The sequence below is a fragment of the Priestia sp. MDV22-iso46 genome, from assembly GCF_058629175.1.
The window spans coordinates 453,663-479,148 of sequence record NZ_JBZVWT010000001.1 but is presented as its reverse complement, the minus strand read 5'-3'; the positions used below and the strand labels follow the sequence as shown (position 1 = coordinate 479,148).

The following is a 25,486-nucleotide window of genomic DNA, read 5'->3' as shown; positions in this document are numbered from 1 at the left end:
CTATAAAAGTGTAATTTTACACTAATTTACAACTTATTTTGAGAAAGTATATGAAAAAATTTGTAATTTAATGTATGTTAACCTTATTGAAACAAAAAAAGAAAAGACACTGGGTCTTTTCTTTTTTTGTTTCTTTATTTTTCAGCTTCGTATGCAACTAAAGCTACTCTTTTTCCTAACGTTTGTTGAAACTGCTCTTCTAGCTGTTTAAGCTTCGCATGCATATCATCGTTAATTGAAGCTGGCTCAAAGGTCATTTTTGTTTGCTCCATCAGATACTGTCACCTCTTTCATGTGTGTATGTTCTACTTTTTCCAATATAAAAGAGGTCTATGACGATTTGACGAAAGTTTACAAATTAAATTTGCTAATGAGCGCTGTTAATTGTTCTGCCATTTGAGACAGAGATTGTGCGGAAACAGCAATTTCCTCCATTGAAGCCAGCTGTTCTTCAGTTGATGCAGCCACTTCTTCAGATGTAGCTGCATTTCCTTTAGCAAGGATCGCCATTTCACCCGCTGTACGGGCCACTTCTTCAACCGCTGCTGAAATTTGCTGAGCAGTCGCAGCAACTTCTTCTACTTGCGGAGTCGTTTCATTCATGCTGCTTAGAATTTGTTCGAATTTTTGAATAGCCGTTTGTGATATTGTTCGTCCTTCTTCAACTTTGTTTGTAACTTGCTCCATTGTATGTACAGATTCCTGAGTATCTTGTTGAATCGCTTGAATAAGCTCAGAAATTTGAGACGCGGACACTTGTGATTGTTCTGCCAGCTTTCTCACTTCCGCTGCTACAACGGAAAACCCTTTTCCATGTTCTCCAGCTCGTGCCGCTTCGATTGCAGCATTTAAGGCTAGTAAATTTGTTTGAGCAGCAATGCCGCTGATTACTTCTAAAATGGTTCCAACTTCTTTTGAACGTTGAAACAAAGTACGAATCGTTGTATTAGACAGCTCGACGGATTGAGAAATGGATTCCATTTGTTCGACCGTTTCTCTCACGGCTTTTCCGCCTTCTACAGCTTCAGACGTTGTGTGATTTGATAGCTGAGAAACAATTTCTGTACGCTTGGCAATGGTAGAAACTCCTTGGACAATCTCATCTAAAGAAGCTGCATTTTGGTCAATAACAGCCGTTTGTTTTTCCGCGCTAGAAGCCACTTCTTGTATCGCAACCGATACTTGTTCAGTCGCAGCGCTCGTTTGCTGTGAGCTGGCCGTTAGCTCTTCTGAAGAAGCAGCCACTTGTTCTGCACTCATTTCAACATTTTGAATTAATGTGCGAAGATTGTTTTGCATCTGACTAAAAGCATACCCTAACTCGCCGATTTCATCCTTTGAATTGACGATAATCGCTGTTGTTAGATCTCCTTCACTAACGCTCAGAGCCTGATTCTTAAGCTGTTTGAGCGGTTTAATAATCGATTGCAACACCGCAAAAATGGTAAGACTCCCGATTATCAGACAAGCTACAATAATAAATAGTGTTTTGTAAAAGATAGGCTGTGCTGCTTCACTAACTTCTGATGAGTACATAGTGCCTGCAACTTTCCAGCTTGTTGTTTTATTTGTAGTAAAGACCATCTTTTTTTCATCCCCGTTAAAGGTATAATCAAAAGACCCGGAGCTCTTTGCATAAAGCTTGTCAAAAAGAGAATCTGTCGCTTTTGTACCTGCTTTTTCCGTAGGGTGAACAATATATTTTCTTTCTCCATCCAAAAGAAATGGATATCCTTTTTCTCCGATTTTTACTTTGCTGACAGCTTTATTGATGCGGCTTATATCTAAATTTAAAGCAATAACCCCTGTGCCATCCGCCGTTGTTTTTGCTACAGTAATAACGGTCTGACCTGTAGAGGCTGATGGATAAGGTTCAGTGACAACTGTTTTTCCTTTGTTTTGCATGGCTAGCTTGTACCAATCTCGTTTTCTGGGATCATAGCCTGCTTGTATCACTTTTTTAGGCGATTGAATAAACTTCCCGTGCTGATTTCCTGTAAAAATGCTGACGGCTTCTGGATGAAGCGAAGCATATAAGTTAAAATCTTTGCTTAAAGTAGCCATATCTTTTTCATTGTAGCGCTCGTTGTTTACCACTGATGCAAAAAACTCTACATCATGAATTTTTGGTCCAATGGTATCGTCAATCACTGAATTAATGGACTGTACATTTTGCTGTGCTGTGTTAATAATTTGGTTTTCAATTTCATGTTTCGCCGTTATGTAAGCTGATACACCTATCGTAACAGATGGCACTAATAAGATCGCTGCAAATGCTAGCACCAGCTTTGTCTTAAAGTTATTAAGGGACCTTTTTTTTCTTACTCTCTCCATGCTATGTAGCCTCTCTCTCCGTAGTTAAAAGTGATCGTGCACTTTCTTTCTATCGGCAAGACTTCATATTCCTTTAGTCATCGAGTGTATACATAATTAACAATGGGTGTGAAAAGATAAGAGTACGATAAAAAAAGTAGGTGATTTTAATGGAAGAAAGTAAAAACAGCAAGTCTTTTTCAATGTTTGAAACAGAAAAGGTTCAGCGCGGGGAAGAAAAAGATATTTTTAATATCTATAAAGAAGGAGTAAAAATTGCAGAAGTAAGAGGGACGGATCCTCAAACTCAGCAGGTTATTCCGATGCATGACTTAAATGATTACGAAGAAAATAAGCTTCACGAATATATTGCTCATTTAGACCATACAACGTAAAAATGCTAAAACAAGAGCCCTCTCTTGTTTTAGTCCTTAGAATCATAAAAAACATGTTCAAAATGCAGCGTGTTTTTTTGTATGTACAGCAGTCCAAACGAAAATTGCTTTTTACGCCGCTTGTCAGTAGCGGAACCTGGATTAAACAACGTAATATCACCAATTTGCTTATGAACAGGAATGTGAGAGTGACCGAAAATTATTGCGTCAACTTGTTCATGTTCAAATGCCAAAAGCGCACGTTTTTCAGTCGTTTTTCCTTTGCCATGACCGTGGGTTACACCAATCGTAACGTCGTCGAACGGAAGAAGTAATGAAGATGGAAGTACTTGCTGAAGCTCTTCACTGTCTACATTTCCAATTACCCCGTGTACAGGAGCAAACACACGCAGGTCATTGTATACATCTATCGTTTGAAAGTCTCCAGTATGAATAATAGCATCAGCTGTTTTCAGTTCGGTTAGGAGTCTTTTCGGAAAATGTTTCGCTCTTTTTGGAATATGAGTGTCACCTAAAATAACAATCTTCATTTATGATACGCTCCTTTTTCATTCAATATGGTGTAGTGTAGCGTATTACGTTGGAATGAAGCAACTCTATACGGAGCGTCAGGCAAAAAATTTCTCTTTTTCGTTTAAGTTTGCGAAAATACGTTACATACTAAGTTACAGAATGGAGTTTTCAAAATGGAAGTAAAAATTAATCGAAACGCAGCAAAAGTGTTAAAAAATGCGTTGGCTAGCCCAGAAGGTCAAGGAAAAATGATTCGTGTATATGTAACTATCGACCACGGTGATCACGCGCATTATGATTGGAAATTTGATACGCCGACTGAACATGATGAAATCGTAAAAACAGATAAAGATATCGATATCATTTTAGATAAACGCGAGAAATTTTTAGAAGGCGTATGGATTCAATATTTCCACGTTCCAGAGCCTGAATTTGTGATTAGCAGCCTTCACCACGCGCATCACCATCATTAATACAAAAAACACACCTCTAAAACAGGTGTGTTTTTTCGTTTGTGTGACAAGCAAAAATTTTATTGATAAGAAGAAGAGATAAAATTTTGTTGAAGCAATAAAAATGAGCTATAGTGGAATTACAGATGAAAGAAAAGAGGTTAGCGTATGAAAGTAAGTGTGTTAGTAAGGTCTATTTTAGTTGTTATTTTATATAATTTATTCGTTCTGTACATCGGATGGAACGCTTGGATGTGGCTTCACACAATGTTTGAAGTGGAAAACAAATGGATTCTTACGGTGATCGTTGTCTTTTTTGCTTATTCCTTTATCATCAGTCGTGCGTTTCAACAAGTGAGCATATTTAAAATTGTGGGATCGTACTGGTTAGGATTTACTCAATATTCGGTGCTTTTGCTTCCTATAAGTAATCTAGCCGTATATATTCTTACTCTTCTAGGCGCTTCACTTTCTACAGCTATCGATTCAATTGGATTTTTCATGATTGCCGCTTTTTTATTCATTTTTGCTTATGGTACGTATAATGCTTACAGTCCTGTGGTAAGAAAATACACGATTTCACTTGCTAAAAAGACGAATCGGAAAAACCTTCGCATTGCTGTAGCATCTGATATGCACTTTGGCACATTGTCGGGCAAAAAACATTTGCAGCGGTTAATCACTCATGTACAAAAGATACAGCCGGATCTTATTTTACTTCCTGGAGATATTATTGACGATGATCCCCACGTATTCTTTAAAAAAGAAATGGATTCTATGATGAAACAGCTAAAAGCCCCTTTAGGCACATATGGAATTTTAGGAAACCATGAGTATTACGGCGGGAAGATCCCTCAGTTTGTGGAAAGAATGAAAGAAATGAACATTCCTATTTTAATGGATGAAGTGTTAAACATAGGTGATAGCTTGTATTTAATAGGAAGAAAAGACAAGACGGACAAAAAACGAGACAGCTTTTTCGATTTAGCGAGTGAAACGGATCGTTCCCTACCTGTCATTGCAATGGATCATCAGCCGCTTTCTTTAAAAGAAGCGGAACAAGCAGGCGTAGATTTACTTCTATGCGGTCATACTCACAGAGGGCAAATGGCACCTAATCATTTAATCACCAAGCGGTTATTTGAAATTGATTGGGGCTACAAGCAAACTAATCAACTGCATACCATTGTCTCTTCAGGATTTGGCTTTTGGGGTCCTCCGCTTCGAATCGGGAGCCGATCAGAAATTATTCAAATTGATATTTCGTTTACAAAATAGAGAAAGCCTTGAGGCTTTCTCTATTTTAATGTACGCAGCAGCTTCGGAAGCACTGCATAAATGGCGACTACTTCATCTACTTTCATTCGAACGAGCCCGCTTGAAGACGGGGCAACAAAGTCCATTATTCCTGATACCATCGATTTCTCTTGTTTACCCCACTTTACTTGCTTGCGCCCGCTGTACTGCTGATAGACACCTTTTCCAACAAAACAAACGATTTTAGGCGTATATGTAGCTATTTTTTTCTTTAAGATTTCTCTGCCTTCTGCATATTCTTCTTTTGTAATCTCATCAGCTGCCTTTGTAGGACGCTCTACAATATTGGTTAAACCGTATCCTAGCTGGAGCAGCGAGTGATCTTCCTCCGGATGATATTTACGATCTGTCAAACCTGCTTTATGAAGAATCGTCCAGAAACGATTGGTTGGATTCGCAAAATGATGCCCCGTTTCCCCGGAACGGATGCTTGGATTAAAACCGACAAATAAAATATCTAAGTTGGGTTGTATGTGATCAAAAATAGAATTCATAGTCATACGCTCCTTACAATGTAAAAAGAAAACACCCAAATTGGATGTTTTCTTTTTACTATACCCTATTAAATACGAACTACGCGTCCGTTGAATTTTTGTTTCCAGTAGCCGCTGCTCATGTTTGCAATTGCAACACCTGTTGAGCTTTGAGCACCGATGAACTTGCCGCCTCCTACATAAATGCCAACGTGGCCGTCTTTTTTATATGTATCGAAGAAAACAAGATCGCCAGGTTGCATTTGACTAGAAGACACTTGTGTTCCAGCATGCTTTAACGTCTCTGTACTTACAGATCCAAGAGGTCCAAGGTTAACGCCTACTTGAGAATATGCCCAGTGTACAAATGACGAGCAGTCAAATAAACCGTGGCTAATATCAGACTGGCTGCGTCCTCCGCCAAATACGTAAGCAGAGTTTCCAATCCAGCGGTTTCCTACTGTTACAACATTGCTAGCTTTTGGAGCCGGAGCGCTTGTAGGTGCCACATCATTGCTGCTTGCTTTTGGTGCTTCTGCCTTAGCAGACGATGAATCGGCTTTTTCAGCTGGTGCAGCCGCTGCTTTTTGAGCTTGCTCAGCTGCTTTCTTAGCTGCCTCTTTAGCCGCTTGTTCAGCTGCTTTTCTTGCTGCTTTTCTTGCTGCTTCTTCTGCAGCTTTTTGATCTTTAATATTTTGTTCAAGCGTAGACTGTTCATTTGCAAGAGAGCTGTCTTTTGCTTGTAGAGAAGCTTTTAGTTCTTCATTTTTTGCTTCTTTATCTTTTAGTTCTTTTGCCAGTGCATCTTTTTGTTTCTTTTGAGCTGCTAGCTGGACAGTCATTTCATCCAGTTCCGCCTTCATGTCTTCTAAGCTAGCAAGCTTAGATTTAACATCCGCTTGTTTTGTTTTTAATTCGTCTTGCATATTTTTAGTTTCTTTTAAAATACCACGGTCTGCATCTACAATAGTCGAAACAGCTAGCGCGCGGTCTACAAAATCACCAAAACTTGAAGAACCAAGTAAAACTTGTAAATACTCTACGTTACCGCCGCTTTCTTGCAGGGAACGTGCACGATCTTTTAAAATATCGTTTCGCTTTTCAAGTTTTTCTTGAAGCAGCTTAATTTCTTTTTCAAGCTGCTCTACTTGTTTAGACGTTTCTTTAATATCGGCTTCTGTTTTTTGGGCTTTTTTATTATTTTCTTCTTCTGCTATTGTTAATCGCTCAAGCTGTGCTTTCATTTGATCTTGTTCTGCTTGAAGGCGTGTCAATTCATCAGAAGCTGCTTTGATGTTAGATTGCACATCTTGACGCTGATTTTGAATTTGAGATTTTTGCGATTCCATATCTTGAATGGTAGAGGCATACGTTGGAGTTGATAAAACTCCTCCCAGGCCTAATAAAACCGTTGTGTTAAGTAAAAGCATTTTCTTTTTCAATATGAATTCCTCCGCTTTCTTGCTCTGTTAAACTAGTAATTTCTAATTATGTATCAATATGTATAAAAGTCTTACAATTTATGTAAAGTTCACTGTATTTGTCGATAAATAGCTAAATATGCTAATGAAAATCTACGAAAATTATACCACGATAAACGTTGAAAAAAAGAATAACAATATTACAATTGTATTTCAGTAGTGTAACAATTAACGCTTGTGTATACATTCATCTTTCACCTGCAAAAATACACCTTTATATCCCTGTTAAAATAAATAATCTACCGGGCTTTACACAGCACTGTTTTTAACATGATAAAATAGGCGATCAAGATTTTTAAAGCTGGTTGGATATAAGTTATTGTTAAAGAGAACGTAACAATTTTTTAACATCTACATCTGTTTTTTTACCTTTTTCTACTATTTTTACAATATTTGAAAATGATTTTCTGAAATAGTAACAAATCTATGTTTATCTGTCGTTTGCACGTGTTTAAAAAGAGAGTGATAGGTAATTATCAAACAATATTCGACAACGCTTGGATGAAGTCATACAAAAGACCTTCTCACTGTGAGGCGAGAAGGCCTTTTGTTAATCACGCTGCTGATAATAATGTTCTAAAGCTACAATTGCACTTCCCATTCTTTCTTGATCAGGAATAACAATACGATCTACTCCTTCTTCTTTTAAAGCAGCAGCGGTTACTTTTCCTACGGATACAGCTACTACAGAGCTTTTAAAGAGTTCTCGAATGTGATCAGCTTGTCCGTGTTCTCTTGCAAACGAAAATAAAAATCGGGCCTGCGGAGCGCTTGTGAAATTAACAGCATCAATTTTTCCGCTTATTAATTCGTTTATAAGCTGTTCCATGATTTCTGCTTTTGGCGGAATATGCTGATACGGTAAAATCTCTTTAAATTGGGCTTTTTGATTCGATAGAAAGTCAATCAATTTTGGTGCAGGATCTCCGTGAAGCTGAAGCGCTACATGCTTTCCTTCAAAAGAAAATGAATGAAGTGCCCTGACTAGTCCCGCTGTACTTCCATCATCATCTCGAACGGTTGGAGTAACACCGAGCTTTTTTAACATATTTACGGTTTTATACCCGCGTGCAGCAATATTAGCTGCTTTTAAAGAAGACAGAAATTCATCCGCCAGTCCTAGCTTATCTGCTGTTTTATACAAAATTTCCGTCCCGACGCCTGTCGTAAAAATAAACCAATCATAATTTCCTTTTACCAGTTCTTTAATATCTGCTTCTAAGTGTGTGTCATCTAAAAAGATTGTTCCTTGTGCAGGTCGTACAAGCGGGATCCCGCCAAGGTTTTCAACAATTTTGCTGATTTCTTCTACTTTACGCTGACCTACGAGTGCGACTGTTTTTCCTTCTAATCGTTTCAATGGTCTACCTCCATTTTTCTATGTATGCTACTTTAATGATCCTTGATAACCGAGTTTTTCAGAAATTAGGCTCGCCGCTTCTGTTACTTTTTGAATAATGAACGGCAGTCTGTCTCCTTGAAATCTCGCTTCAATTCCCGCTACGCTAATGCCTGCAACCACTTCATTTTGATGATTTACAATCGGCGCGCTCACGGATGTTGTAAAGTTTTCTAATTCAGAGGTGCTAATGGTATACCCTTTTTCTTTTGCTTCTTTTAATACATTTCTTAGCTTCTTTTGATCTGTAATGGTTCCAATACCTATTGGAGCTAGCTCCGTTTGAGTAATATATTCCTCTTGTTCTTTTTCGGGTAAATGCGCCAAGATAATGCGTGAACAAGCTCCTGCATAAAGAGGTGAACGCCTTCCAATTGATGTATAAAGACGCACTGGATGAAGCGTATCTACTTTTTCAATATACATAGCTTCATTCCCATCTCGTACAATTAAATTAACCGCTTCTTCTACTTCATCTCGGAGCGCTTCCATTACAGGCTTTGCGATATTTCTAATATCTAAGCGATTAGCCACTAGCTGACCAAATTGCAAGAATAAAAGTCCTAGCGAATAGTATCCTTGCTCGTCTTTTGTTAAAAATCCCATCTCTTCAAGCGAACCAACCATCCTGTGCAAAGAAGTTTTCGGAACGCCTGAATATTCCATCATTTCTGTGAAGGTCAGCTTAGGGTGCTTGATAAAAAGCGTGAGAATCTGCATGGATTTAACCACTGTTTTATTGTTAGCTTGCATAAAACCTTCTCCCTTATTTGTGCGAATACATGTATTTAATAGACGTATAGCTTACTAGCTAATGATATGTTCTTTTTATTATACATGAAGAAAAAAAGGAAAGCACTCCCTTATAAGAGCACTTTCCTTTCTTACACCGTTTCTAGTTCTTTAATTGAAATAGGGTTACTTTCTAGAAATTTGGTTGTAAAATCCCCTTCCTTAAAAGAAGGATGGTTCAGTAATTCTAAATGAAAAGGAATGGTTGTATGAATACCTATAATGATAAATTCTTCGAGCGCGCGTTTCATTCGTTGAATCGCTTCATTTCGATCTTTCCCCGTTACAATTAATTTCGCCACCATTGAATCATAAAATGGGGAAATTTCATAGCCTGGGTAAACGGCGCTGTCTACACGAACCCCGTAGCCGCCAGGAGGTAAATACATCTCGACTTTTCCAGGGGAAGGCATAAAGTTTTTAGCCGGATTTTCTGCATTGATCCGACATTCAATTGCCCATCCCTTTAACTGAATATCCTGCTGAGAAAATGATAGCGGGTAGCCTGCTGCTACTGAAATTTGTTCTTTAATTAAGTCAATGTTTGTTACAAGTTCTGTAACGGGGTGTTCAACTTGAATTCGTGTATTCATTTCCATAAAGTAAAAATGCCCGTGCTTATCTAACAGAAACTCGACTGTTCCGACACCTGTATAATCAACTGCTTTAGCTGCCGAGACCGCCGCTTTGCCCATTTTAGCACGAAGGTTTTCATCTACCGCAGGAGACGGAGCTTCTTCTACCAATTTTTGATGACGGCGTTGAATCGAACAATCTCGTTCACCTAAATGAACCACATTCCCTTCTTCATCAGCAATGATTTGAATTTCGATGTGTTTTGGCTCTTCTAGGTACTTTTCAAGATATACGCCGCCGTTTCCAAAGGCTGTTTCTGCTTCATGCTGAGCTTGACGAATGGCTTTTTCTAGCTCTTCTTCGCTATGAGCTAGACGCATTCCTTTTCCGCCACCGCCCGCTGTGGCTTTTACGATGATTGGATAGCCTATTTCTCGTGCTACTGGAATAGCGGTGCTGCTATCTTCAATCAGTCCTTCCGTGCCAGGTACAATAGGCACGCCGGCTTGTTTCATTGTATCTCGCGCTACAGCTTTTGCCCCCATTTTACGGATGGCTTCCGCTTTTGGACCAATAAAGGTAATATCATAGGATTCACACATCTCAGCAAAATCAGCATTTTCAGCTAAAAACCCATAGCCGGGATGAATAGCGTCTGCCTTGGTTACTTGCGCTACGGTAAGCAAATTACGAATGTTTAAGTAGCTTTCTTTAGAAGACGTTTTGCCAATACAAAATGACTCATCTGCTAGCTTCACGTGAAGTGCATCTTTGTCTGCTTCTGAATACACGGCCACGGTTGCAATCCCCATCTCTTTACAAGCCCGAATGATACGAACTGCAATCTCGCCGCGGTTTGCGATTAAGATCTTTTTAAACATAATGACTCCTCCTGACAGTATGTATACTTTAGCGTGATTTTACGGTAAATAAAGGCTGTCCAAACTCAACAACATCCCCGTCTTTCACAAGAATTTCAAGCACTTCTCCTTCCATTCCCGCATCGACTTCATTAAACAGCTTCATCGCTTCAATCACACATACAACATCTTTATGTTCAATGGTTTGTCCTACTTGAACAAAGGGATCGGCGTCTGCTTCTGGCTTGGCGTAAAAGGTTCCGACCATTGGTGATAAAATTTGCTTTTCATTATTGTCTGCTGCGTTTACAGACATAGAATCTTGAGGCGCTTGCTCAGTGGCAGCGGCTTTTACTTCATCTGTTTTCACTTCTGTAACAGCTGTGTCCTCTAAAGGAATTCCTGCTTTATCAATGACAACTTTTGTTCCTTCATGTTCAATATGGAGCTTTTGAATACCAGATTCATTCATTAATAAAACAACTTCTTGCAATTCACGTACGTTTATCATTTCTTGTCACTCCCGTTTTGTGTTATTTAGTTGACGCAAGGTTAACAGCAATCTTCAATTCTTGAAGCATCTGTTCTTTATCTAAATAGATTTTTTCTGCTTCATGAAGCGAAATGTGAGAAAAGTAAATGGATTCTCCAGGCTTTACTTGAGCTAAAAGCGGTAAATCCGCTGTGATGACTTGAGCAATTTTAGGGTATCCCCCCGTGGTTTGACGGTCTGCTAACAGGATGATGGGATTTCCATCCGGCGGGACTTGAACAGAACCTTTTGAAACAGCTTCGGACAATAACTCTTTTTTTTCTTGAAGCTGAAGAGAAGGTCCATCCATTCGATAGCCCATTCGATCTGATTGATTCGATACTTTAAAAGGCTCTTTCGTAAAATGACTTTTGCTTTCAGCTGTAAATAAATCGTATTGACTGCCGTTAATAACACGGACACCTGGTTTCTTTGTAAAATGAACAAGTTCCTTATAATTTACGGACCATGAAGAAGTATATACTCCGTTTATCAGTTCATTTGAAAGAAAAGCAGGCTTTGAAACAGCAGGAACAGATAGAGGTAAAACATCGTCTGTTTGTAATGCTCTTCCTTTGTAGCCCCCGATTTCACCTCTTAAATACGTACTTTTACTATTTAACACTTCATCAATAGCAAATCCTCCTGCTACAGATAGATAGGAACGGCACCCAGTTTTGCAAGGACCAAATGATAAAGTGCTTCCTTTTGGAATAAATAAAGGTTTCCACATCGGGACTAGCTTTCCGTTGACCGAAGGAGCTAAATCTCCTCCGGTAATTGCTACTAAACAATCACTTTCTATTTCAAGGGTAGGCCCCATTAGCGTAACTTCAAGTCCTGCTTCTTTTTCATCGTTACCAACTAGTAAATTAGCAATTCGAAGGGAATAAGAATCCATTGCACCGCTTACAATCACACCGTGCTGCTGAAACCCTCTTCTGCCTAAATCTTGAATGCTCGTTAATAACCCGGCTTTACTGACTCGCATACTCATTTCTCCCCCTCCTTTGCCTGCATTTCTTGATACTCTTCTTTAGAGATAGGCTCGAATTTTATAATATCTCCAGCCTGCAGCAAACTTGGGGGATTTTGTTCCGGCAAAAACAGTTTAATAGGCGTTTGACCAATTAACTGCCATCCTCCAGGAGTAGAAATAGGATACACTCCTGTTTGCATTCCCGCAATACCAACCGAACCGGCAGGAATAGAGGTGCGAGGAGACGGCCGGCGAGGTGTAGCAATTCTTTCAGATAATCCTCCTAGAAATGGAAATCCAGGAGCAAACCCAATCATGTACGCTAAGTATTCACCTTCAGAATGAATACTAATTACCTCTTCAGTTGTTAAGTTATGGTGACGAGCGATATATTCAAGGTCAGGTCCATAATCGCCTCCGTAGCAAACTGGAATGGAAACCGTACGATGGTCTAATTCTTTTTCTGTCTGTTCGTTTTCTAGTTTACTTTGAACGATAGAAGACACTACTTCAAAAGGAGAAACAAATTCCTTCTTCTGCTTTTTTTCCACGGCTGCTACAACTTCAAGAGGGTTATAGAAAATTGTAAGATTTGTAAATGCCGGCACGCATTCAACAAATCCAGGGAAAGGATTTAATTCTATCGAATCTTTACACGTTTTAATTTGTTTATGAATGTCGTACTGAATGCTATCTCCAAACGTTATAACAAGCGCTGAGTCGCCAAGCGGAGAAATAACAGCCGACGCTTTTGTTACGGTTTGATTCATATCTACACCTCTTTCTTTTATAAAACACCTAGTTTTTCATCTCGAATATCTGTGATAAACATATGCCCCGGAGCATGTGTAATCATAATAGAAGGTTTTGTTGCCATTGCTACTGCTTGAGGAGTTACACCACAAGCCCAAAATACGGGCACTTCCCCTTCCTTAATCGAAACAGCATCACCAAAATCCGGAGAGTGCAGGTCTTGGATCCCTATTGCAGCCGGATCTCCAATGTGAACAGGCCCCCCGTGCACAGCTGGAAAACGTGAAGTTACTTGGGCTGCCCGCACTACGTCTTGCTGAGGAATTGGACGCATACTAACTACCGTCGAGCCGTGGAATATTCCCGCTTCAGCGCATGAAATATTTGTTTTATACATAGGAACATTACAGTTTTCTTCAATGTGACGAACAGGTATGTCGTTGTTTAAAAGCGCGTGTTCAAATGTAAAGCTGCAGCCGATAAGAAAAGCAACCATATCTTCTGTCCAGTAATCTGTGATATCGGTTACTTCTTTTACTAGTTCCCCATTTTCATAGATTCGATACTTTGGAATGTCTGTACGAATATCTCCGGATGGAGCTGCGAATTTTGGCACCGGAGATCCAACGTCTGTGACATCTAAAAGAGGACACGATTTAGGGTTACGCTGACAGAACAATAGAAAGTCAAAAGCTTGTTGCTTTGGTAAAATAGCTAAATTAGCTTGAGCATAGCCGTTTGCCATGCCTGCTGTTGGTTGAATAAGCTGATTGTTACGGATTTGCTGACGAAGTTCAGCTGGAGTTAGTTGTGAAAGGGTTGTCATGTTTCTATCTCCCATCATTGCCCGCACGCAACTTACGTGCGGGCACATTGTTTTATTTAAATAATTGAGGAAGTTGATCTATTAACGTATAGCCGCCCATTAAAGCCATTACAATAACGACAAGTACACCAGAAATGGTAAGCCATAAAGGATGTTTATACTCGCCAACGATGCTTTTTTTGTAAGCAGCAACCAGTAACGTCCCAAGAGCGATCGGCAGAATTAATCCATTGATTGCTCCAACTAAAAGAAGAACTTTTACAGGTTTTCCAATTAAGACAAACGACAGAGTTGAAATAATAATAAATCCAATAATAATCCAGTTTGAGTTTTTATTAAGTTTTTCACTAAACGTTTGAATAAACGAAACGGATGTATAAGCAGCTCCTACCACAGACGTAATAGCGGCAGACCACATAACAATACCAAAGATTTTATAACCGACTTTTCCCGCTGCGAGCTGAAACACGGATGCTGGAGGATTGGCTGGGTCAATTTGTAAACCTTTAGACACAACGCCAAGTACAGCTAAAAACAACGCGATTCGCATAACAGAAGTGATGAGAATTCCTGTTACAGAACTTTTTGTTACTTGAGGTAAAGAATCGATGCCTTTTACGCCGGCATCTAAAAGACGATGTCCGCCAGCAAAGGTGATATAACCACCGACTGTTCCTCCAACAAGCGTAACGATCGCAATAATGTCAATTTTGTCAGGAGCAAAAGTTTTCACTACAGCTTCTCCAACGGGAGGTGAAGTGGTAGCAGCTACGTATAGCATTAGCCCAATCATGACAAAACCTGCAATTTGCGTGAAGCGATCCATTGCTTTTCCAGCTTCTTTTACAACGAAGATTAGCACGGCAATAACTGCACTAATCGCAGCGCCGGCTGTTGGAGAAATACCCGTAATCGCATTTAATCCAAGCCCGGCACCGGCAATATTTCCAATATTGAAAGCAAGTCCTCCAATAACAATTAAAATAGCGAGCACGTATCCTAATCCAGGAAATACCATGTTGGCGATTTCTTGTCCGCGTTTTTCAGAAACAGCAATAATTCTCCATACGTTGGTTTGAGCAAAGATATCAAGAATAATTGAAATTAAAATAACGAATCCGAAGCTTGCAGCTAAATTTTGTGTAAATACAGTAGTTTGAGTTAAAAAGCCTGGTCCAATAGCCGATGTGGCCATTAAAAAAGCGGCTCCAAGCATTAACGTCCAGTTTACTTTAGGCGCAGCCGAAAGTTTTTGCTGAGGTGTTGATTTTTTAATTGGCTCCAATATCATCTTCCTCCTGATTGTATGTAGTTTTTATTTTGAAATAGCCTTAACTACCACTTCTGATGCTCGTAAAGAACGGTTGACATGACGGGCAAATTCAAGTGCGTGAGCTCCGTCTCCATGGATGCAAATCGTATCTGCCTGCAATTCTACATCCTTGCCCTGCTGAGATTTTACCTTCCCTTCTTTCACCATTGTAATAACTTGAGAAACAGCTTCGTCATCATTTTCAATTAAAGCATTTGGTTCTGTGCGAGCAGTGAGAGAACCGTCTAACTGATAGGTACGGTCTGCAAATACTTCGTTAGCCGTTTTTAAGCCAATTCTGTTACCTGCTTGAATCAGCTCACTTCCAGATAACCCAAACAAAATCAGCTCAGGATTTACGTTGTAAACAGCTTTTGCTATTGCTTCAGACAACGCTTTGTTTTTAGCAGCCATGTTATATAGTGCACCGTGAGGTTTTACATGCTGCATCGATAACCCTTCCGCTTGCAAAAAACCGTTTAATGCCCCAATTTGATAGACCACGATATCGTAGGCTTCCTGAGGTGAAATATTCATGTTTCTGCGTCCAAAACCGATAAGGTCCTGCAGACCAGGATGAGCCCCAATTTGCACTTTTTTTTCAGCGGCCAATTTTACCGTTTTTCTCATGACGCTCGGATCCCCTGCATGAAATCCACAGGCTACGTTCACAGACGTCACGTGCTCTAAAATGGATTCATCATTGCCAATACGATAAGCACCAAAGCTTTCCCCTAAATCACAGTTTAAATCTACTTTACTCAATGCATTCTTCCCCCTTAACCCCTTTAATGTAAGCGTAATCATTTGCAGATAGTAAATAAAATTCAAGCTTTATTATCTGCATCAATACTTTAAGTTCCGTTTTTCGGAACTACAGTACCATTTTTCAGTTATATTTGGATTTTAGCACGAGATGATGAATTGAACAACAACATTGTCAGAATATTTGACATAGTCATTATTTTCACTTGGATAATAATCCCTTATTTTATTGCTATCTTCTATCTATAGCCTTAATATAACGCAGTCGCTCAATGTCATTAGACGCAGTAAACAAACAGGTTGTCAGAAAAATTACTAGTTCAAAATAATCAAAATGAAATTTTCGTTGTAATCGTTTTCAAATAGGTGCTATATTTCAATTGTAGTCAATTTATGCAAACGATTGCAAAAAAAGGGGATGAAACGATGAAAGGAAAAAAATGGACAGCTTTAGCACTAACACTGCCGCTGGCTGCTAGCTTATCAACAGGCGTTCACGCCGAAACCGTACATAAAGGTAAGTCTGAAGCAGCAGATAAAAACGGTGTCTTTTATGAGGTGTATGTAAACTCTTTTTACGATGCAAATAAAGATGGACATGGTGATTTAAAAGGTCTGACACAAAAGTTGGATTATTTAAATGACGGCAATTCTCATACAAAGAATGATCTTCAAGTAAACGGGATTTGGATGATGCCCGTAAACCCTTCTCCTAGCTATCATAAATATGATGTAACGGACTATTATAATATTGATCCGCAGTATGGAAGTCTGCAAGATTTTCGCAAACTGATGAAAGAAGCAGACAAACGAGACGTAAAAGTTATTATGGACCTCGTTGTGAATCATACGAGCAGTGAACACCCTTGGTTTCAAGCTGCGTTAAAAGATAAAAACAGCAAGTACAGAGATTACTATATTTGGGCTGATAAAAATACCGACCTGAATGAAAAAGGATCTTGGGGACAGCAAGTATGGCATAAAGCTCCAAACGGAGAGTATTTTTACGGAACGTTCTGGGAAGGAATGCCTGACTTAAATTACGATAACCCTGAAGTAAGAAAAGAAATGATTAACGTCGGAAAGTTTTGGCTAAAGCAAGGCGTTGATGGCTTCCGCTTAGATGCTGCCCTTCATATCTTTAAAGGTCAAACAGCTGAAGGCGCTAAGAAAAATATCCTTTGGTGGAATGAGTTTAGAGATGCGATGAAAAAAGAAAACCCTAACGTATATCTAACGGGTGAAGTATGGGATCAGCCGGAAGTGGTAGCCCCTTACTATCAATCGCTTGATTCTTTATTTAACTTTGATTTAGCAGGAAAAATTGTCAGCTCTGTAAAAGCGGGAAATGATCAAGGAATCGCTACTGCAGCAGCGGCAACTGATGAGCTGTTCAAATCATACAATCCAAATAAAATTGACGGCATTTTCTTAACCAACCATGACCAAAACCGCGTCATGAGTGAGCTGAGCGGCGATGTGAACAAAGCAAAATCAGCTGCTTCTATCTTACTTACGCTTCCTGGCAACCCGTATATTTATTACGGTGAAGAAATCGGCATGACCGGTGAAAAGCCTGATGAGTTAATCCGTGAACCGTTCCGCTGGTACGAAGGAAACGGACTTGGACAAACTAGCTGGGAAACGCCTGTATATAACAAAGGCGGCAACGGTGTGTCAGTAGAAGCACAAACAAAACAAAAGGATTCTTTGTTAAATCATTACCGTGAAATGATTCGTGTGCGTCAACAGCACGAAGAGTTAGTAAAAGGAACGCTTCAATCTATTTCAGTAGACAGTAAAGAAGTTGTTGCTTATAGCCGTACGTATAATGGCAACTCGATTAGCGTGTATCATAATATTTCAAATCAACCTGTAAGAGTATCTGTAGCAGCGGAAGGTAAATTGATTTTTGCTAGTGAAAAAGGTGCTAAGAAAGTCAAAAATCAGCTTGTGATTCCGGCGAATGCGACGGTTTTAACAAAATAATATAAAAGAAATCCGTGGATGAACCCACGGATTTCTTTTATATCTCTTTTCCCAAGCAGTTAACTTGATTATGATGAAGCGGCTTAGTGGCATAATGCGTAAAACCAAGGCGCTCCCAAAACAGCTTGGCTCTAGGATTTTGAGACAGAACGCCAAGGCGTAGAACGGAAACTCCCTCTTCTTTTAGCTTGTCTTCAAACGCTAGATACGCCTGCGTTCCGAAACTGAAATTGTGATAGGCGCTATGAATGATAAATGCTCCAATCCACGGATGGTCATCGTTTGGGTTTTGTTTCATGTAATCAATAACCCCTACGTATGTATCGTCGGCTTTTATAAAGTAACTGTCTTTTTTTTCGTTCATGTATTCTTTAAAAAGCTCTTCTTCACCCCGCTCTTTTTTGCCGTTTTCTAACACGTTATAAGCTTCGTTTGAATTGATAATCTCTGACACAATATACATCGTGTCAGCTGTAATAGGTTCAAATGAAATCATATGTCTTCCCTTCTTTCTCTGCAAAGTAGCTGTATATCGTTGCTTTGTCAATTTTACCATTTTTCATTCGCGGAAAGGACGTTAAAACTCTCCATACGCGCGGGATTTTATAAGCAGATACTCGTTTTGTCAGTGCTTGTCTCACATCAGAAAGAGAAACGTTCTCTAAGACAATTGCTGCACCGACTACTTCTGAACGTTCAGCATCTACTACGCTAAAAACGGCTGCTTCGCTAACGCCGGGTATTTGCAAAAGCAACTCTTCGATTTCTTCAGCATACACTAAGCTTCCGCTGCTTTTAATCACGTTTTTGTCTCTTCCTACGATGGTAATGCTTCCGTCTTGAAGCTGAACCGCAATATCATGCGACGTAACATATCCGTTAAAAAATGAGCGGTTCGTTTCTTCGCTGTCCTTAACAAACCCTTCAAATGCTTGAGTTGTTTTCACAAATAGTGTTCCTTTATCTCCTTTTTCTACTTCTTTTCCACGCTCGTTCAGGATTAAAACGTCTACGCTGTCAACAGGATAGCCTACTGTATGAGGCAGCGTTTCAGCTGTATGTGGTGAAAGCACCGTAACAAATCCCATTTCAGAAGATCCGTAATATTCATACAGATAGGCATTAGGAAACGCTTGTAAAAATTTCTTTCGAACGGAAGGAGATAATTTATTGCCTACTGAAATTACGGTTTTTGGCAGAAGTCGTTTTTCTTTTGGTCTGCTTTGTACATAACGAAGCAACGGAGAAATTAATGCGGGTGTAATAGACATACAGCTAGCTTCCTTGTTAAAAACAGCCGAAGGTGTAAACGATTCTAGCATGATAGCGTGCATGCCGCTGCAAAGCGCATGCAAGACTGGGTAAAGCTGGGCAGAATACGAGATATGTAAAGGAACAAGCACTTTGTCGTGTTGCTCTAAAGAAAATATATCGGACCACTCTTGAAATGATGAAGACCAAGAATAATGCGATTTTACAAATCCTTTTGGTCTCCCTGTTGATCCAGAGGTAAATCCAAATAAAAATAAATCGGACAGTGCATTCACTCGCCGTACGGGCAGGATTGGTTTTTCTTTTGTTGTGTTAGTTAAAGAAGATGTGTTCCATAGCCAATTTGGGGATTGAATAGAAAAATAGGTATCCACTTCCGCCTCTGTTAACTCATTATGTAAAAGCATCACAATTCCACCAGCTTTTAAAATCGCTAAAAATGACACAACAGCTTCTACATTGTTTGGCATACTTAACGCAACGATCTCCCCTTTTTCCATCCCTTTTTCCTGCAGCTGATTTTCGGCTTTGCATACATGATCCCACATTTGACCGTAGCTTAGCTTATTAATAGAATCCGATAGTGCCAGGTTGCCAGGCGTTTGTTGACACTGATAAAAAATTAGTTCTTCAATTCGTTTCATTACTGCTTAAACTCCCTTTTTCTTTTACTTTTAGTGTATCGTAAATGTACGTTTGAGAAAACAAAAATGTAAACTTATATAAAAATTAAGTTGACTAATTTGAGTTTTATAAGATACGATAGTCATGTTTTATCATACATAGCGGAGGTTTACGATGAAAACAAAAGATATGACGTACGTTGCATTATTCACGGCTATAATGGGAGCTCTAGGCCTCGTCCCTCCTATTTTTTTATCCTTTACACCCGTTCCAATTACCCTTCAGCCTATGGGTGTTATGCTATCGGGAGGAATTCTTGGAGCTAGACTAGGAGCTTTAAGTCAATTTCTTTTTTTGTGTTTGCTAGCAGCTGGCGTTCCTTTACTTGCTGGAGGGCGCGGAGGAATCGGGGTATTCTTGAGTCCGAGTGCTGGGTATATCATTGGCTATGTGTTTGCAGCTTTCTTTATTGGCTGGACTCTGTCACGATTTAAAAATGTAACGGTTGCAAAGGCATTTGCCGTAAATGTGTTATTTGGCATTGTGTTAGTATACGCATGCGGCATTCCTATACAAGCAATGCAGCTTCACATTCCGTTTCTGAAGTCCCTTCAGCTAAGCTTTGTTTATCTTCCGGGTGACTTCATAAAAGCAGCGGTCGCGGCGTATTTAATTACAAAAGTTCGAAAAGCAGTAGCGGTACCTGGCCGTTCTAAAACGGCTTCTATGTAAGGAAGTGATGACCATGTATCAAGCAGCAGTTGTAAAAGCGAAGCGTACAGTGATTGGAAAAGAAAACGGCGCATTTAAAAATTTTCGCGTTCAAGAGCTAGCGGCTCCTTTATTAAAACAGCTTAGCGCTGGAATCGAGCATGAAATTGATGACATTATTTTAGGCAATGTTGTAGGTCCAGGAGGAAATGTAGCTAGACTATCCGCCTTAGAAGCAGAGCTCCCTTTTTCTATCCCGGGAATGACCATTGATCGTCAGTGCGGAGCGGGCTTAGAGGCTATTCGAATGGCCAGCTATTTGATAAAAGCTGGCGCTGGAACGTGTTATTTAGCTGGAGGAGTTGAAAGTACAAGTACTTCTCCTTTTGAAAAAAGAGCACGTTTTTCTCCTGATAAAATTGGTGACCCTGAAATGGGGATCGCAGCAGAAAACGTAGCCCAGCAATACAATATATCTAAAGACCAGCAGGATAGGTATGCTCTTTTAAGCCATGAAAGAAGCTGGGAGTCTTTTGAAAAGAGATTGTTTGAAGAAGAAACGCTTCCTCTTTCAAATGTGATGCATGATGAAGCGTTTATGAAAAACCGAAACCTAACAAAGCTGCTTCAAAAAGCCAGCCCCGTCTTTTTAAAAAAAGACGGTACCGTCACTGCAGCCAACAGCTGTGGAATTAATGACGGGGCCTGCGTTACACTTGTGATGGAAGAGCAAAAAGCACGCGCCTTAGGATTTCAGCCCGTTTTACGTTTTATAGACGCTGATATTTCAGGCGTGTCGCCTCTATACCCTGCTATTGCGCCCGTTTCTGCGATTAAAAATATCTTGAAGCGAAATTCTCTTACGATAGATGACATTGACTTATTTGAAATCAATGAAGCCTTTGCCGTTAAAGTTGTTGCTTGTATGCAAGAACTGGGGATATCAGAAGAGAAAGTAAATATTCGCGGAGGAGCGTTGACGCTGGGACACCCATACGGAGCATCAGGAGCTATTTTAGCCACGCGTCTTTTTTATGAAAGCAAGCGCCGTGACGTGCGATATGTAATAGCTGCTTTAGGGAGCGGAGGCGGAATAGGAACAGCGGTATTATTTGAAGTAATCAAATAATACCGCTGTTTTTATGTCTTGCTTATCACATTGTGCTGCATTAAATACCGCTCAATATCTTTAAATGTCTCAACTGGAACAAATGAAACGTTTTGTTCGCGCAGTAAATCCTGCAAAGAATCTTTTGCAAATGTGACATCTGCATATTTTGCCGGATGTGAATCCGGCTCGCTGTCTCCAGCAAAATAAATCGTTTCATATGTCTCTTTTAGTTCTTGAATAACAGCAGATTTATCAATGCCGTAGCGTTCTGAATGCCATCTGTGAGCAGGGTCTAGACGCAAGTGAACATTGTTTTGATGGAAATATCCTTCATTCGAATAAACTTCCACTTTTTCAACACCGTATTTATCTAAAATCGGTTTAATATAGTACGTTGTTCCAGCGCTTAAAATATAAAAATCCCCGCCGTTTTTCTGAACAGTCTTAATAAAAGCGGGCACGTATTCATCAATTGGAATATTCGCTACTTCTTCTAAAATTTTCGGTTCTTCCTGGTGAATGGATTGAAAAACAGTAGATAAAAAATCAATATCTTTCATTTCTCCTGCTTTCCATCGGTGGAAAAGTTCTTCGCCTTCTGGAAAATACTTTTCAATCACAATCCAGTAAAAATCTTTTTTTGAAATTGTTCCATCAAAATCTGATACAAACGCCCATTTTTTCATTCCTCACACATCCTTTGCTACATACTAAGCAGTTCTCGCAGCTCTTCTTCTGTCAAACTGGAAAGCATTGTTTCTCCCGGCTGAATAACCTGTTCGATGAGTTCTTTTTTCTTTTGCTGCAAGCCGTAAATTTTTTCTTCGATGGTTCCTTGAGAAATAAGCTTGATGACCTGCACAACATTTTTTTGCCCAATGCGGTGTGCACGGCCTGCCGCTTGTTCTTCAATCGCCGGGTTCCACCATAAGTCATATAAAATAACCGTATCGGCTCCCGTTAAATTTAAGCCTGTGCCTCCGGCTTTTAATGAAATTAAGAAAATGTCTTGTTCTCCATTATTAAACCGATCCGCCATTTCCACTCGTTCTTTTGATGGCGTTTGACCGTCTAAATAAAAGTATGAGAGATTATCTTTTTGAAGCTCTTCTCGAATAATGTGAAGCATGCTTGTAAACTGAGAAAAGATTAACAAGCGTTTTCCATTGGCAACCGCACTTCTTGTAATCTCAAGCAGCTGCTCTAATTTGCTTGAATACCCTTCGTAATTTTCAACGAATAAAGACGGATGACAGCAAATCTGGCGAAGTCTTGTTAATCCCGCTAAGATCTTCATTCGGTTTTTATTAAAATCTTCACCGGCTAAAGATGATTTTAATTGCTCTAAATAGCCTACATATAACTCTTTTTGTTCTTTAGTCAGCTCAGATAAATGAGTTGTTTCAATTTTATCAGGCAGTTCTTTTAACACATCCTTTTTTACTCGTCGCAGTAAAAATGGTCTTACAATTCGACTGACCTGCTCCGATGACATGTTTTTAAACTGGCGAAGCCCTGGAAATAAACCAGGAAGAATGGTCTGGAAAATTGACCAAAGCTCATCAAGTGAGTTTTCAATAGGGGTACCGCTCAGCGCAAAACGTTTTTTAGCTGAAATAGTCCTAACAGCTACTGCTGTCTTCGTTGTATGATTTTTAATACTCTGAGCCTCATCTAGTATTAAAGCATGAAAATGAAGGTGCTGATACAAATCAATATCTTGACGCAGCGTTGGATAAGATGTGATCCATACGTCAGCTGTGCGTTTTAGCTTCTCCTCACGCTCGCTCGGCGTTCCTGTAATGGTTTGAACCGTTAAATTCGGTGCAAATTTCTCCAATTCGTTGCGCCAGTTATAAATCAAGGAAGCCGGCACAACAATTAAAAAAGCACTGCTATCTTCATCAAGCTCTTTTTCAGATAGGATATAGGCAATGCTTTGAAGCGTTTTTCCAAGCCCCATATCATCAGCCAACACGCCTCCTAAAGAGTAGTGAGCCAGAGATTTAAACCACTTAAACCCATTGTACTGATAATCACGCAGTGATGCCTGCAAGGATTCCGGTACTTCCCAATCCATTTCCTCTGGGGATTTGAGCTGTGTAAGTAACCTTTTAAATGCTGAGCCAAACTTAGCAGCTGATTTATCACCCGCACTCATAATCTCTTCCACTTGCATCCCTCTGTATAAAGGTACTTGCAATGAGTTATCCTTTAAGTCTTTCTCGGTTACGTTCAGCTCACGGAACAGATTTTGAATATGCTCAAAGCCTTCATTTTCAAGAGGAATAAACGCACCGTTATCTAGACGATGATAGCTTTTCTTTTCTAAAACAGATTTTAAAACAGCTTGAACGGTCTGATGATTAATGCCTCCTAAATCAAAGTTAATTTCTAATAATCCATTGCTGTTTTTGATGTCAACCGTTGTTACTGGCGCAGAAAAATCCGTATAAGCATAATCTTTCATCTCATCTGTAATATACACATCCGCTATTTCATCAAGCTTTGGAACAATATGAAACAAAAATTCATATAAAGATGATTCATCTTGATTTAAATACAGCTGGTTTTTATAAATGTTTAAAGGAGCTGTTTCAATTAAATCCATCACGCGGTCTTCTTTTTCTAAATCTCGTATTAAGATTTTATCGTACTTTTCAGGTTGAGGTAAAAATGGATTAATTGAAATCTCTCCGTAGTGGTACCGAAGCGTCACAAACAGCTGTTCATCTTCCTGGTCAATAAATACTTTTGCTTTTAGTTCAGGTGCAATAATCTGATGGGATACTTCTTTTGCGATATCCACTTTTCCCACTTTTTTTAGTCCTGGAACGACGTGTGATAAAAAATTGCCCATCTGCTCTTCTGCTATAGGTACGACTGGCTTCAAAGGCGCCGTTTTTCGAAGCCCTTCAAGAAGCATACGCTGATCTTGAGATAGCTCATAAAACGTCCCGTTTAAAAATAGCCACCCGTATCGATCAAAAAATGAAGCTTGATGAAGTTCAGTAAAGTCTAACTCAAATCCAGCTGCCGGGTGCTTATTTAATTGAAACGAAAAAGGAGCTGAGCTTTCAGCAAGGATAATATTTTCATATGAGTGCCCGTCATGAATAAATATAAAGCTCCGATCTTTGAGCAATTGAAATAACTCTTTGGCTATGATAGAGGGAATGATTAGTTCTCTGTTATTTGCAGACGAACGATACATGGAATAAGAATTTTTATAAAATGATTCATTTGTCATAATATCCATCAGCAGCTCAATGATTTTCCTATCTTCTTCTATAAAAAAATGTTCCGCCGGGTCATATTCGAAGCGCTTGGTAAATTCGTGAGTTTTGAATTCTTTAGCGTCTGTTAAAAATTCTTGAATGTTTTTTACTACATACGTCCGGTCGACGCCTACTTTCATTTCAAGCGCCACGTACATTCCTTCTGAACGTAAAAATTCTTCTGAGTAAGACTTGCAAACAAATTCCACTTTCAACGGATCTTTATCTGCATATTTTCTGTGGTCGCTTATTGTTTGCTGATAGCTTGAAAATAAGTCGATAAAATGATTTACATTCTCGTATTCTTTGCTTTGGCGAAAAGGCTTCGTTTTAATTGGCTGCGGCTTTGCTCGCTCATCGCAAATGGTTAATAAAACAGCTACTTCGTGTTTGCATTCTGAAAACTCGTGATAAGCAGGACAATCGCAGAATGAATAAAAAGAATTTCCTTTTTGTTCAACCATTACCGTATACATTTCCGCCCCTCGAACGGCTGCTGTCCACGTAGTGGTCTGTTCATTGTATTCCAAGTCGAGCACACGTCCCTGCTTGTAATACGTGTGTCCTCTATAGTACGTTCTGCTTGAGTACGAATCTTTTAATTGTTCTTTGTTTAATGTTTTATTTATCATCGCTTCACAATCTTCCAATCGCATAACAGTCAATGCTGTTTCTGTTTAATTTCTATTCAGAACAAATAATGTTCAACGTCATAAACGTTGAACATTATTTGTCAATTTCTCTATTATAACATGCAACAGAC

General features: G+C 39.4%; 24 protein-coding genes. 6 read left to right on the top strand and 18 right to left on the bottom strand.

What is annotated here, in order from left to right; genetic code table 11:
• Nucleotides 1–134: 134 nt before the first annotated feature.
• The gene (locus AC4NPH_RS02515; protein ID WP_014459963.1) at nt 135–272 is read right to left on the bottom strand and encodes a hypothetical protein; all 138 of its coding nucleotides are present in this window, start codon (nt 270–272) and stop codon (nt 135–137) included.
• 79 nt (nt 273–351) lie between these two features.
• On the bottom strand, nt 352–2,334 hold the full coding sequence (locus AC4NPH_RS02510; RefSeq protein WP_057273229.1) for a methyl-accepting chemotaxis protein: 1,983 nt from the start codon (nt 2,332–2,334) through the stop codon (nt 352–354).
• Nucleotides 2,335–2,483: 149 nt separating this feature from the next.
• On the opposite strand from AC4NPH_RS02510, the gene AC4NPH_RS02505 reads away from it, so the two are divergent.
• A complete protein-coding gene (locus AC4NPH_RS02505) occupies nt 2,484–2,708 on the top strand; it encodes a hypothetical protein (protein WP_014459961.1) in 225 nt (74 codons plus the stop codon).
• Between the two features lie 29 nt (nt 2,709–2,737).
• Here the strand turns inward: AC4NPH_RS02505 and AC4NPH_RS02500 are convergent, their stop codons facing one another.
• Nucleotides 2,738–3,238 (bottom strand): metallophosphoesterase family protein, encoded by a 501-nt coding sequence (locus tag AC4NPH_RS02500; RefSeq protein WP_098314958.1) that lies wholly within the window; start codon nt 3,236–3,238, stop codon nt 2,738–2,740.
• Nucleotides 3,239–3,394: 156 nt separating this feature from the next.
• On the opposite strand from AC4NPH_RS02500, the gene AC4NPH_RS02495 reads away from it, so the two are divergent.
• Nucleotides 3,395–3,694: a hypothetical protein gene (locus AC4NPH_RS02495; RefSeq protein WP_013057177.1), complete on the top strand. Its 300-nt coding sequence runs from the start codon at nt 3,395–3,397 to the stop codon at nt 3,692–3,694.
• Between the two features lie 147 nt (nt 3,695–3,841).
• Nucleotides 3,842–4,951 carry a metallophosphoesterase gene (locus AC4NPH_RS02490; RefSeq protein ID WP_098196522.1) on the top strand — a complete coding sequence of 370 codons (1,110 nt, stop codon included), beginning with the start codon at nt 3,842–3,844 and terminating at the stop codon, nt 4,949–4,951.
• Nucleotides 4,952–4,971: 20 nt separating this feature from the next.
• On the opposite strand, the gene mug is transcribed toward AC4NPH_RS02490, so the two are convergent.
• From mug to pxpA, 11 genes are all read right to left on the bottom strand, one after another.
• Nucleotides 4,972–5,484 (bottom strand): G/U mismatch-specific DNA glycosylase, encoded by a 513-nt coding sequence (mug, locus tag AC4NPH_RS02485; protein WP_098314959.1) that lies wholly within the window; start codon nt 5,482–5,484, stop codon nt 4,972–4,974.
• A gap of 68 nt (nt 5,485–5,552) precedes the next feature.
• Nucleotides 5,553–6,905, bottom strand: a complete 1,353-nt coding sequence (locus AC4NPH_RS02480; protein ID WP_098901039.1) for a coiled-coil domain-containing protein — start codon at nt 6,903–6,905, stop codon at nt 5,553–5,555.
• Between the two features lie 589 nt (nt 6,906–7,494).
• Nucleotides 7,495–8,304, bottom strand: coding sequence for a uroporphyrinogen-III synthase (locus tag AC4NPH_RS02475; protein WP_098196524.1), 810 nt, complete (start codon nt 8,302–8,304; stop codon nt 7,495–7,497).
• 27 nt (nt 8,305–8,331) lie between these two features.
• A complete protein-coding gene (locus tag AC4NPH_RS02470) occupies nt 8,332–9,096 on the bottom strand; it encodes an IclR family transcriptional regulator (RefSeq protein WP_013057182.1) in 765 nt (254 codons plus the stop codon).
• A gap of 131 nt (nt 9,097–9,227) precedes the next feature.
• Nucleotides 9,228–10,592 (bottom strand): acetyl-CoA carboxylase biotin carboxylase subunit, encoded by a 1,365-nt coding sequence (gene accC, locus AC4NPH_RS02465; RefSeq protein WP_013057183.1) that lies wholly within the window; start codon nt 10,590–10,592, stop codon nt 9,228–9,230.
• A 28-nt stretch (nt 10,593–10,620) separates the two neighbouring features.
• On the bottom strand, nt 10,621–11,082 hold the full coding sequence (gene accB, locus AC4NPH_RS02460; RefSeq protein WP_491938554.1) for an acetyl-CoA carboxylase biotin carboxyl carrier protein: 462 nt from the start codon (nt 11,080–11,082) through the stop codon (nt 10,621–10,623).
• A gap of 22 nt (nt 11,083–11,104) precedes the next feature.
• Nucleotides 11,105–12,100 (bottom strand): 5-oxoprolinase subunit C family protein, encoded by a 996-nt coding sequence (locus AC4NPH_RS02455; protein WP_098314960.1) that lies wholly within the window; start codon nt 12,098–12,100, stop codon nt 11,105–11,107.
• Complete coding sequence (pxpB, locus tag AC4NPH_RS02450) at nt 12,097–12,852, bottom strand: 5-oxoprolinase subunit PxpB (RefSeq protein ID WP_098314961.1); 756 nt, start codon at nt 12,850–12,852, stop codon at nt 12,097–12,099. The genes AC4NPH_RS02455 and pxpB overlap by 4 nt, the downstream gene beginning before the upstream one ends.
• Before the next feature lie 17 nt (nt 12,853–12,869).
• Nucleotides 12,870–13,661 (bottom strand): putative hydro-lyase, encoded by a 792-nt coding sequence (locus AC4NPH_RS02445; protein ID WP_013057187.1) that lies wholly within the window; start codon nt 13,659–13,661, stop codon nt 12,870–12,872.
• Nucleotides 13,662–13,713: 52 nt separating this feature from the next.
• Nucleotides 13,714–14,952, bottom strand: a complete 1,239-nt coding sequence (locus tag AC4NPH_RS02440; protein WP_098196528.1) for an NRAMP family divalent metal transporter — start codon at nt 14,950–14,952, stop codon at nt 13,714–13,716.
• A 24-nt stretch (nt 14,953–14,976) separates the two neighbouring features.
• Nucleotides 14,977–15,738: a 5-oxoprolinase subunit PxpA gene (gene pxpA / locus AC4NPH_RS02435; protein WP_013057189.1), complete on the bottom strand. Its 762-nt coding sequence runs from the start codon at nt 15,736–15,738 to the stop codon at nt 14,977–14,979.
• 393 nt (nt 15,739–16,131) lie between these two features.
• On the opposite strand from pxpA, the gene AC4NPH_RS02430 reads away from it, so the two are divergent.
• Nucleotides 16,132–17,727: an alpha-amylase family glycosyl hydrolase gene (locus AC4NPH_RS02430; protein WP_098314962.1), complete on the top strand. Its 1,596-nt coding sequence runs from the start codon at nt 16,132–16,134 to the stop codon at nt 17,725–17,727.
• A 37-nt stretch (nt 17,728–17,764) separates the two neighbouring features.
• Here the strand turns inward: AC4NPH_RS02430 and AC4NPH_RS02425 are convergent, their stop codons facing one another.
• Nucleotides 17,765–18,223: a GNAT family N-acetyltransferase gene (locus tag AC4NPH_RS02425; RefSeq protein WP_098196530.1), complete on the bottom strand. Its 459-nt coding sequence runs from the start codon at nt 18,221–18,223 to the stop codon at nt 17,765–17,767.
• The gene (locus AC4NPH_RS02420; protein ID WP_098314963.1) at nt 18,210–19,643 is read right to left on the bottom strand and encodes a class I adenylate-forming enzyme family protein; all 1,434 of its coding nucleotides are present in this window, start codon (nt 19,641–19,643) and stop codon (nt 18,210–18,212) included. Before AC4NPH_RS02420 ends, AC4NPH_RS02425 begins: the two co-directional genes overlap by 14 nt.
• Before the next feature lie 154 nt (nt 19,644–19,797).
• Between AC4NPH_RS02420 and AC4NPH_RS02415 the strand changes: the two genes are divergently transcribed.
• Together AC4NPH_RS02415 and AC4NPH_RS02410 are read left to right on the top strand one after the other, a co-directional pair.
• Nucleotides 19,798–20,355 carry a biotin transporter BioY gene (locus tag AC4NPH_RS02415; RefSeq protein WP_098287543.1) on the top strand — a complete coding sequence of 186 codons (558 nt, stop codon included), beginning with the start codon at nt 19,798–19,800 and terminating at the stop codon, nt 20,353–20,355.
• A 13-nt stretch (nt 20,356–20,368) separates the two neighbouring features.
• The gene (locus tag AC4NPH_RS02410; RefSeq protein WP_491938553.1) at nt 20,369–21,463 is read left to right on the top strand and encodes an acetyl-CoA C-acyltransferase; all 1,095 of its coding nucleotides are present in this window, start codon (nt 20,369–20,371) and stop codon (nt 21,461–21,463) included.
• 11 nt (nt 21,464–21,474) lie between these two features.
• On the opposite strand, the gene AC4NPH_RS02405 is transcribed toward AC4NPH_RS02410, so the two are convergent.
• Together AC4NPH_RS02405 and AC4NPH_RS02400 are read right to left on the bottom strand one after the other, a co-directional pair.
• The gene (locus AC4NPH_RS02405; RefSeq protein WP_098277906.1) at nt 21,475–22,131 is read right to left on the bottom strand and encodes an MtnX-like HAD-IB family phosphatase; all 657 of its coding nucleotides are present in this window, start codon (nt 22,129–22,131) and stop codon (nt 21,475–21,477) included.
• A 17-nt stretch (nt 22,132–22,148) separates the two neighbouring features.
• A complete protein-coding gene (locus tag AC4NPH_RS02400; protein WP_098314964.1) occupies nt 22,149–25,355 on the bottom strand; it encodes a DEAD/DEAH box helicase in 3,207 nt (1,068 codons plus the stop codon).
• Nucleotides 25,356–25,486 lie beyond the last annotated feature (131 nt).

Coding starts and splice junctions, on each gene's coding strand:
- AC4NPH_RS02410 (WP_491938553.1), top strand. CDS start 20,369: ATGTATCAAGCAGCAGTTGTAAAAGCGAAGCGTACAGTGATTGGAAAA.
- AC4NPH_RS02455 (WP_098314960.1), bottom strand. CDS start 12,100: ATGAGTATGCGAGTCAGTAAAGCCGGGTTATTAACGAGCATTCAAGAT.
- AC4NPH_RS02405 (WP_098277906.1), bottom strand. CDS start 22,131: ATGAAAAAATGGGCGTTTGTATCAGATTTTGATGGAACAATTTCAAAA.
- AC4NPH_RS02505 (WP_014459961.1), top strand. CDS start 2,484: ATGGAAGAAAGTAAAAACAGCAAGTCTTTTTCAATGTTTGAAACAGAA.
- AC4NPH_RS02495 (WP_013057177.1), top strand. CDS start 3,395: ATGGAAGTAAAAATTAATCGAAACGCAGCAAAAGTGTTAAAAAATGCG.
- AC4NPH_RS02490 (WP_098196522.1), top strand. CDS start 3,842: ATGAAAGTAAGTGTGTTAGTAAGGTCTATTTTAGTTGTTATTTTATAT.
- AC4NPH_RS02400 (WP_098314964.1), bottom strand. CDS start 25,355: ATGATAAATAAAACATTAAACAAAGAACAATTAAAAGATTCGTACTCA.
- AC4NPH_RS02425 (WP_098196530.1), bottom strand. CDS start 18,223: ATGATTTCATTTGAACCTATTACAGCTGACACGATGTATATTGTGTCA.
- AC4NPH_RS02445 (WP_013057187.1), bottom strand. CDS start 13,661: ATGACAACCCTTTCACAACTAACTCCAGCTGAACTTCGTCAGCAAATC.
- AC4NPH_RS02440 (WP_098196528.1), bottom strand. CDS start 14,952: ATGATATTGGAGCCAATTAAAAAATCAACACCTCAGCAAAAACTTTCG.
- AC4NPH_RS02430 (WP_098314962.1), top strand. CDS start 16,132: ATGCAAACGATTGCAAAAAAAGGGGATGAAACGATGAAAGGAAAAAAA.
- pxpB (WP_098314961.1), bottom strand. CDS start 12,852: ATGAATCAAACCGTAACAAAAGCGTCGGCTGTTATTTCTCCGCTTGGC.
- AC4NPH_RS02470 (WP_013057182.1), bottom strand. CDS start 9,096: ATGCAAGCTAACAATAAAACAGTGGTTAAATCCATGCAGATTCTCACG.
- AC4NPH_RS02510 (WP_057273229.1), bottom strand. CDS start 2,334: ATGGAGAGAGTAAGAAAAAAAAGGTCCCTTAATAACTTTAAGACAAAG.
- AC4NPH_RS02515 (WP_014459963.1), bottom strand. CDS start 272: ATGGAGCAAACAAAAATGACCTTTGAGCCAGCTTCAATTAACGATGAT.
- accB (WP_491938554.1), bottom strand. CDS start 11,082: ATGATAAACGTACGTGAATTGCAAGAAGTTGTTTTATTAATGAATGAA.
- AC4NPH_RS02415 (WP_098287543.1), top strand. CDS start 19,798: ATGAAAACAAAAGATATGACGTACGTTGCATTATTCACGGCTATAATG.
- AC4NPH_RS02420 (WP_098314963.1), bottom strand. CDS start 19,643: ATGAAACGAATTGAAGAACTAATTTTTTATCAGTGTCAACAAACGCCT.
- AC4NPH_RS02500 (WP_098314958.1), bottom strand. CDS start 3,238: ATGAAGATTGTTATTTTAGGTGACACTCATATTCCAAAAAGAGCGAAA.
- mug (WP_098314959.1), bottom strand. CDS start 5,484: ATGAATTCTATTTTTGATCACATACAACCCAACTTAGATATTTTATTT.
- accC (WP_013057183.1), bottom strand. CDS start 10,592: ATGTTTAAAAAGATCTTAATCGCAAACCGCGGCGAGATTGCAGTTCGT.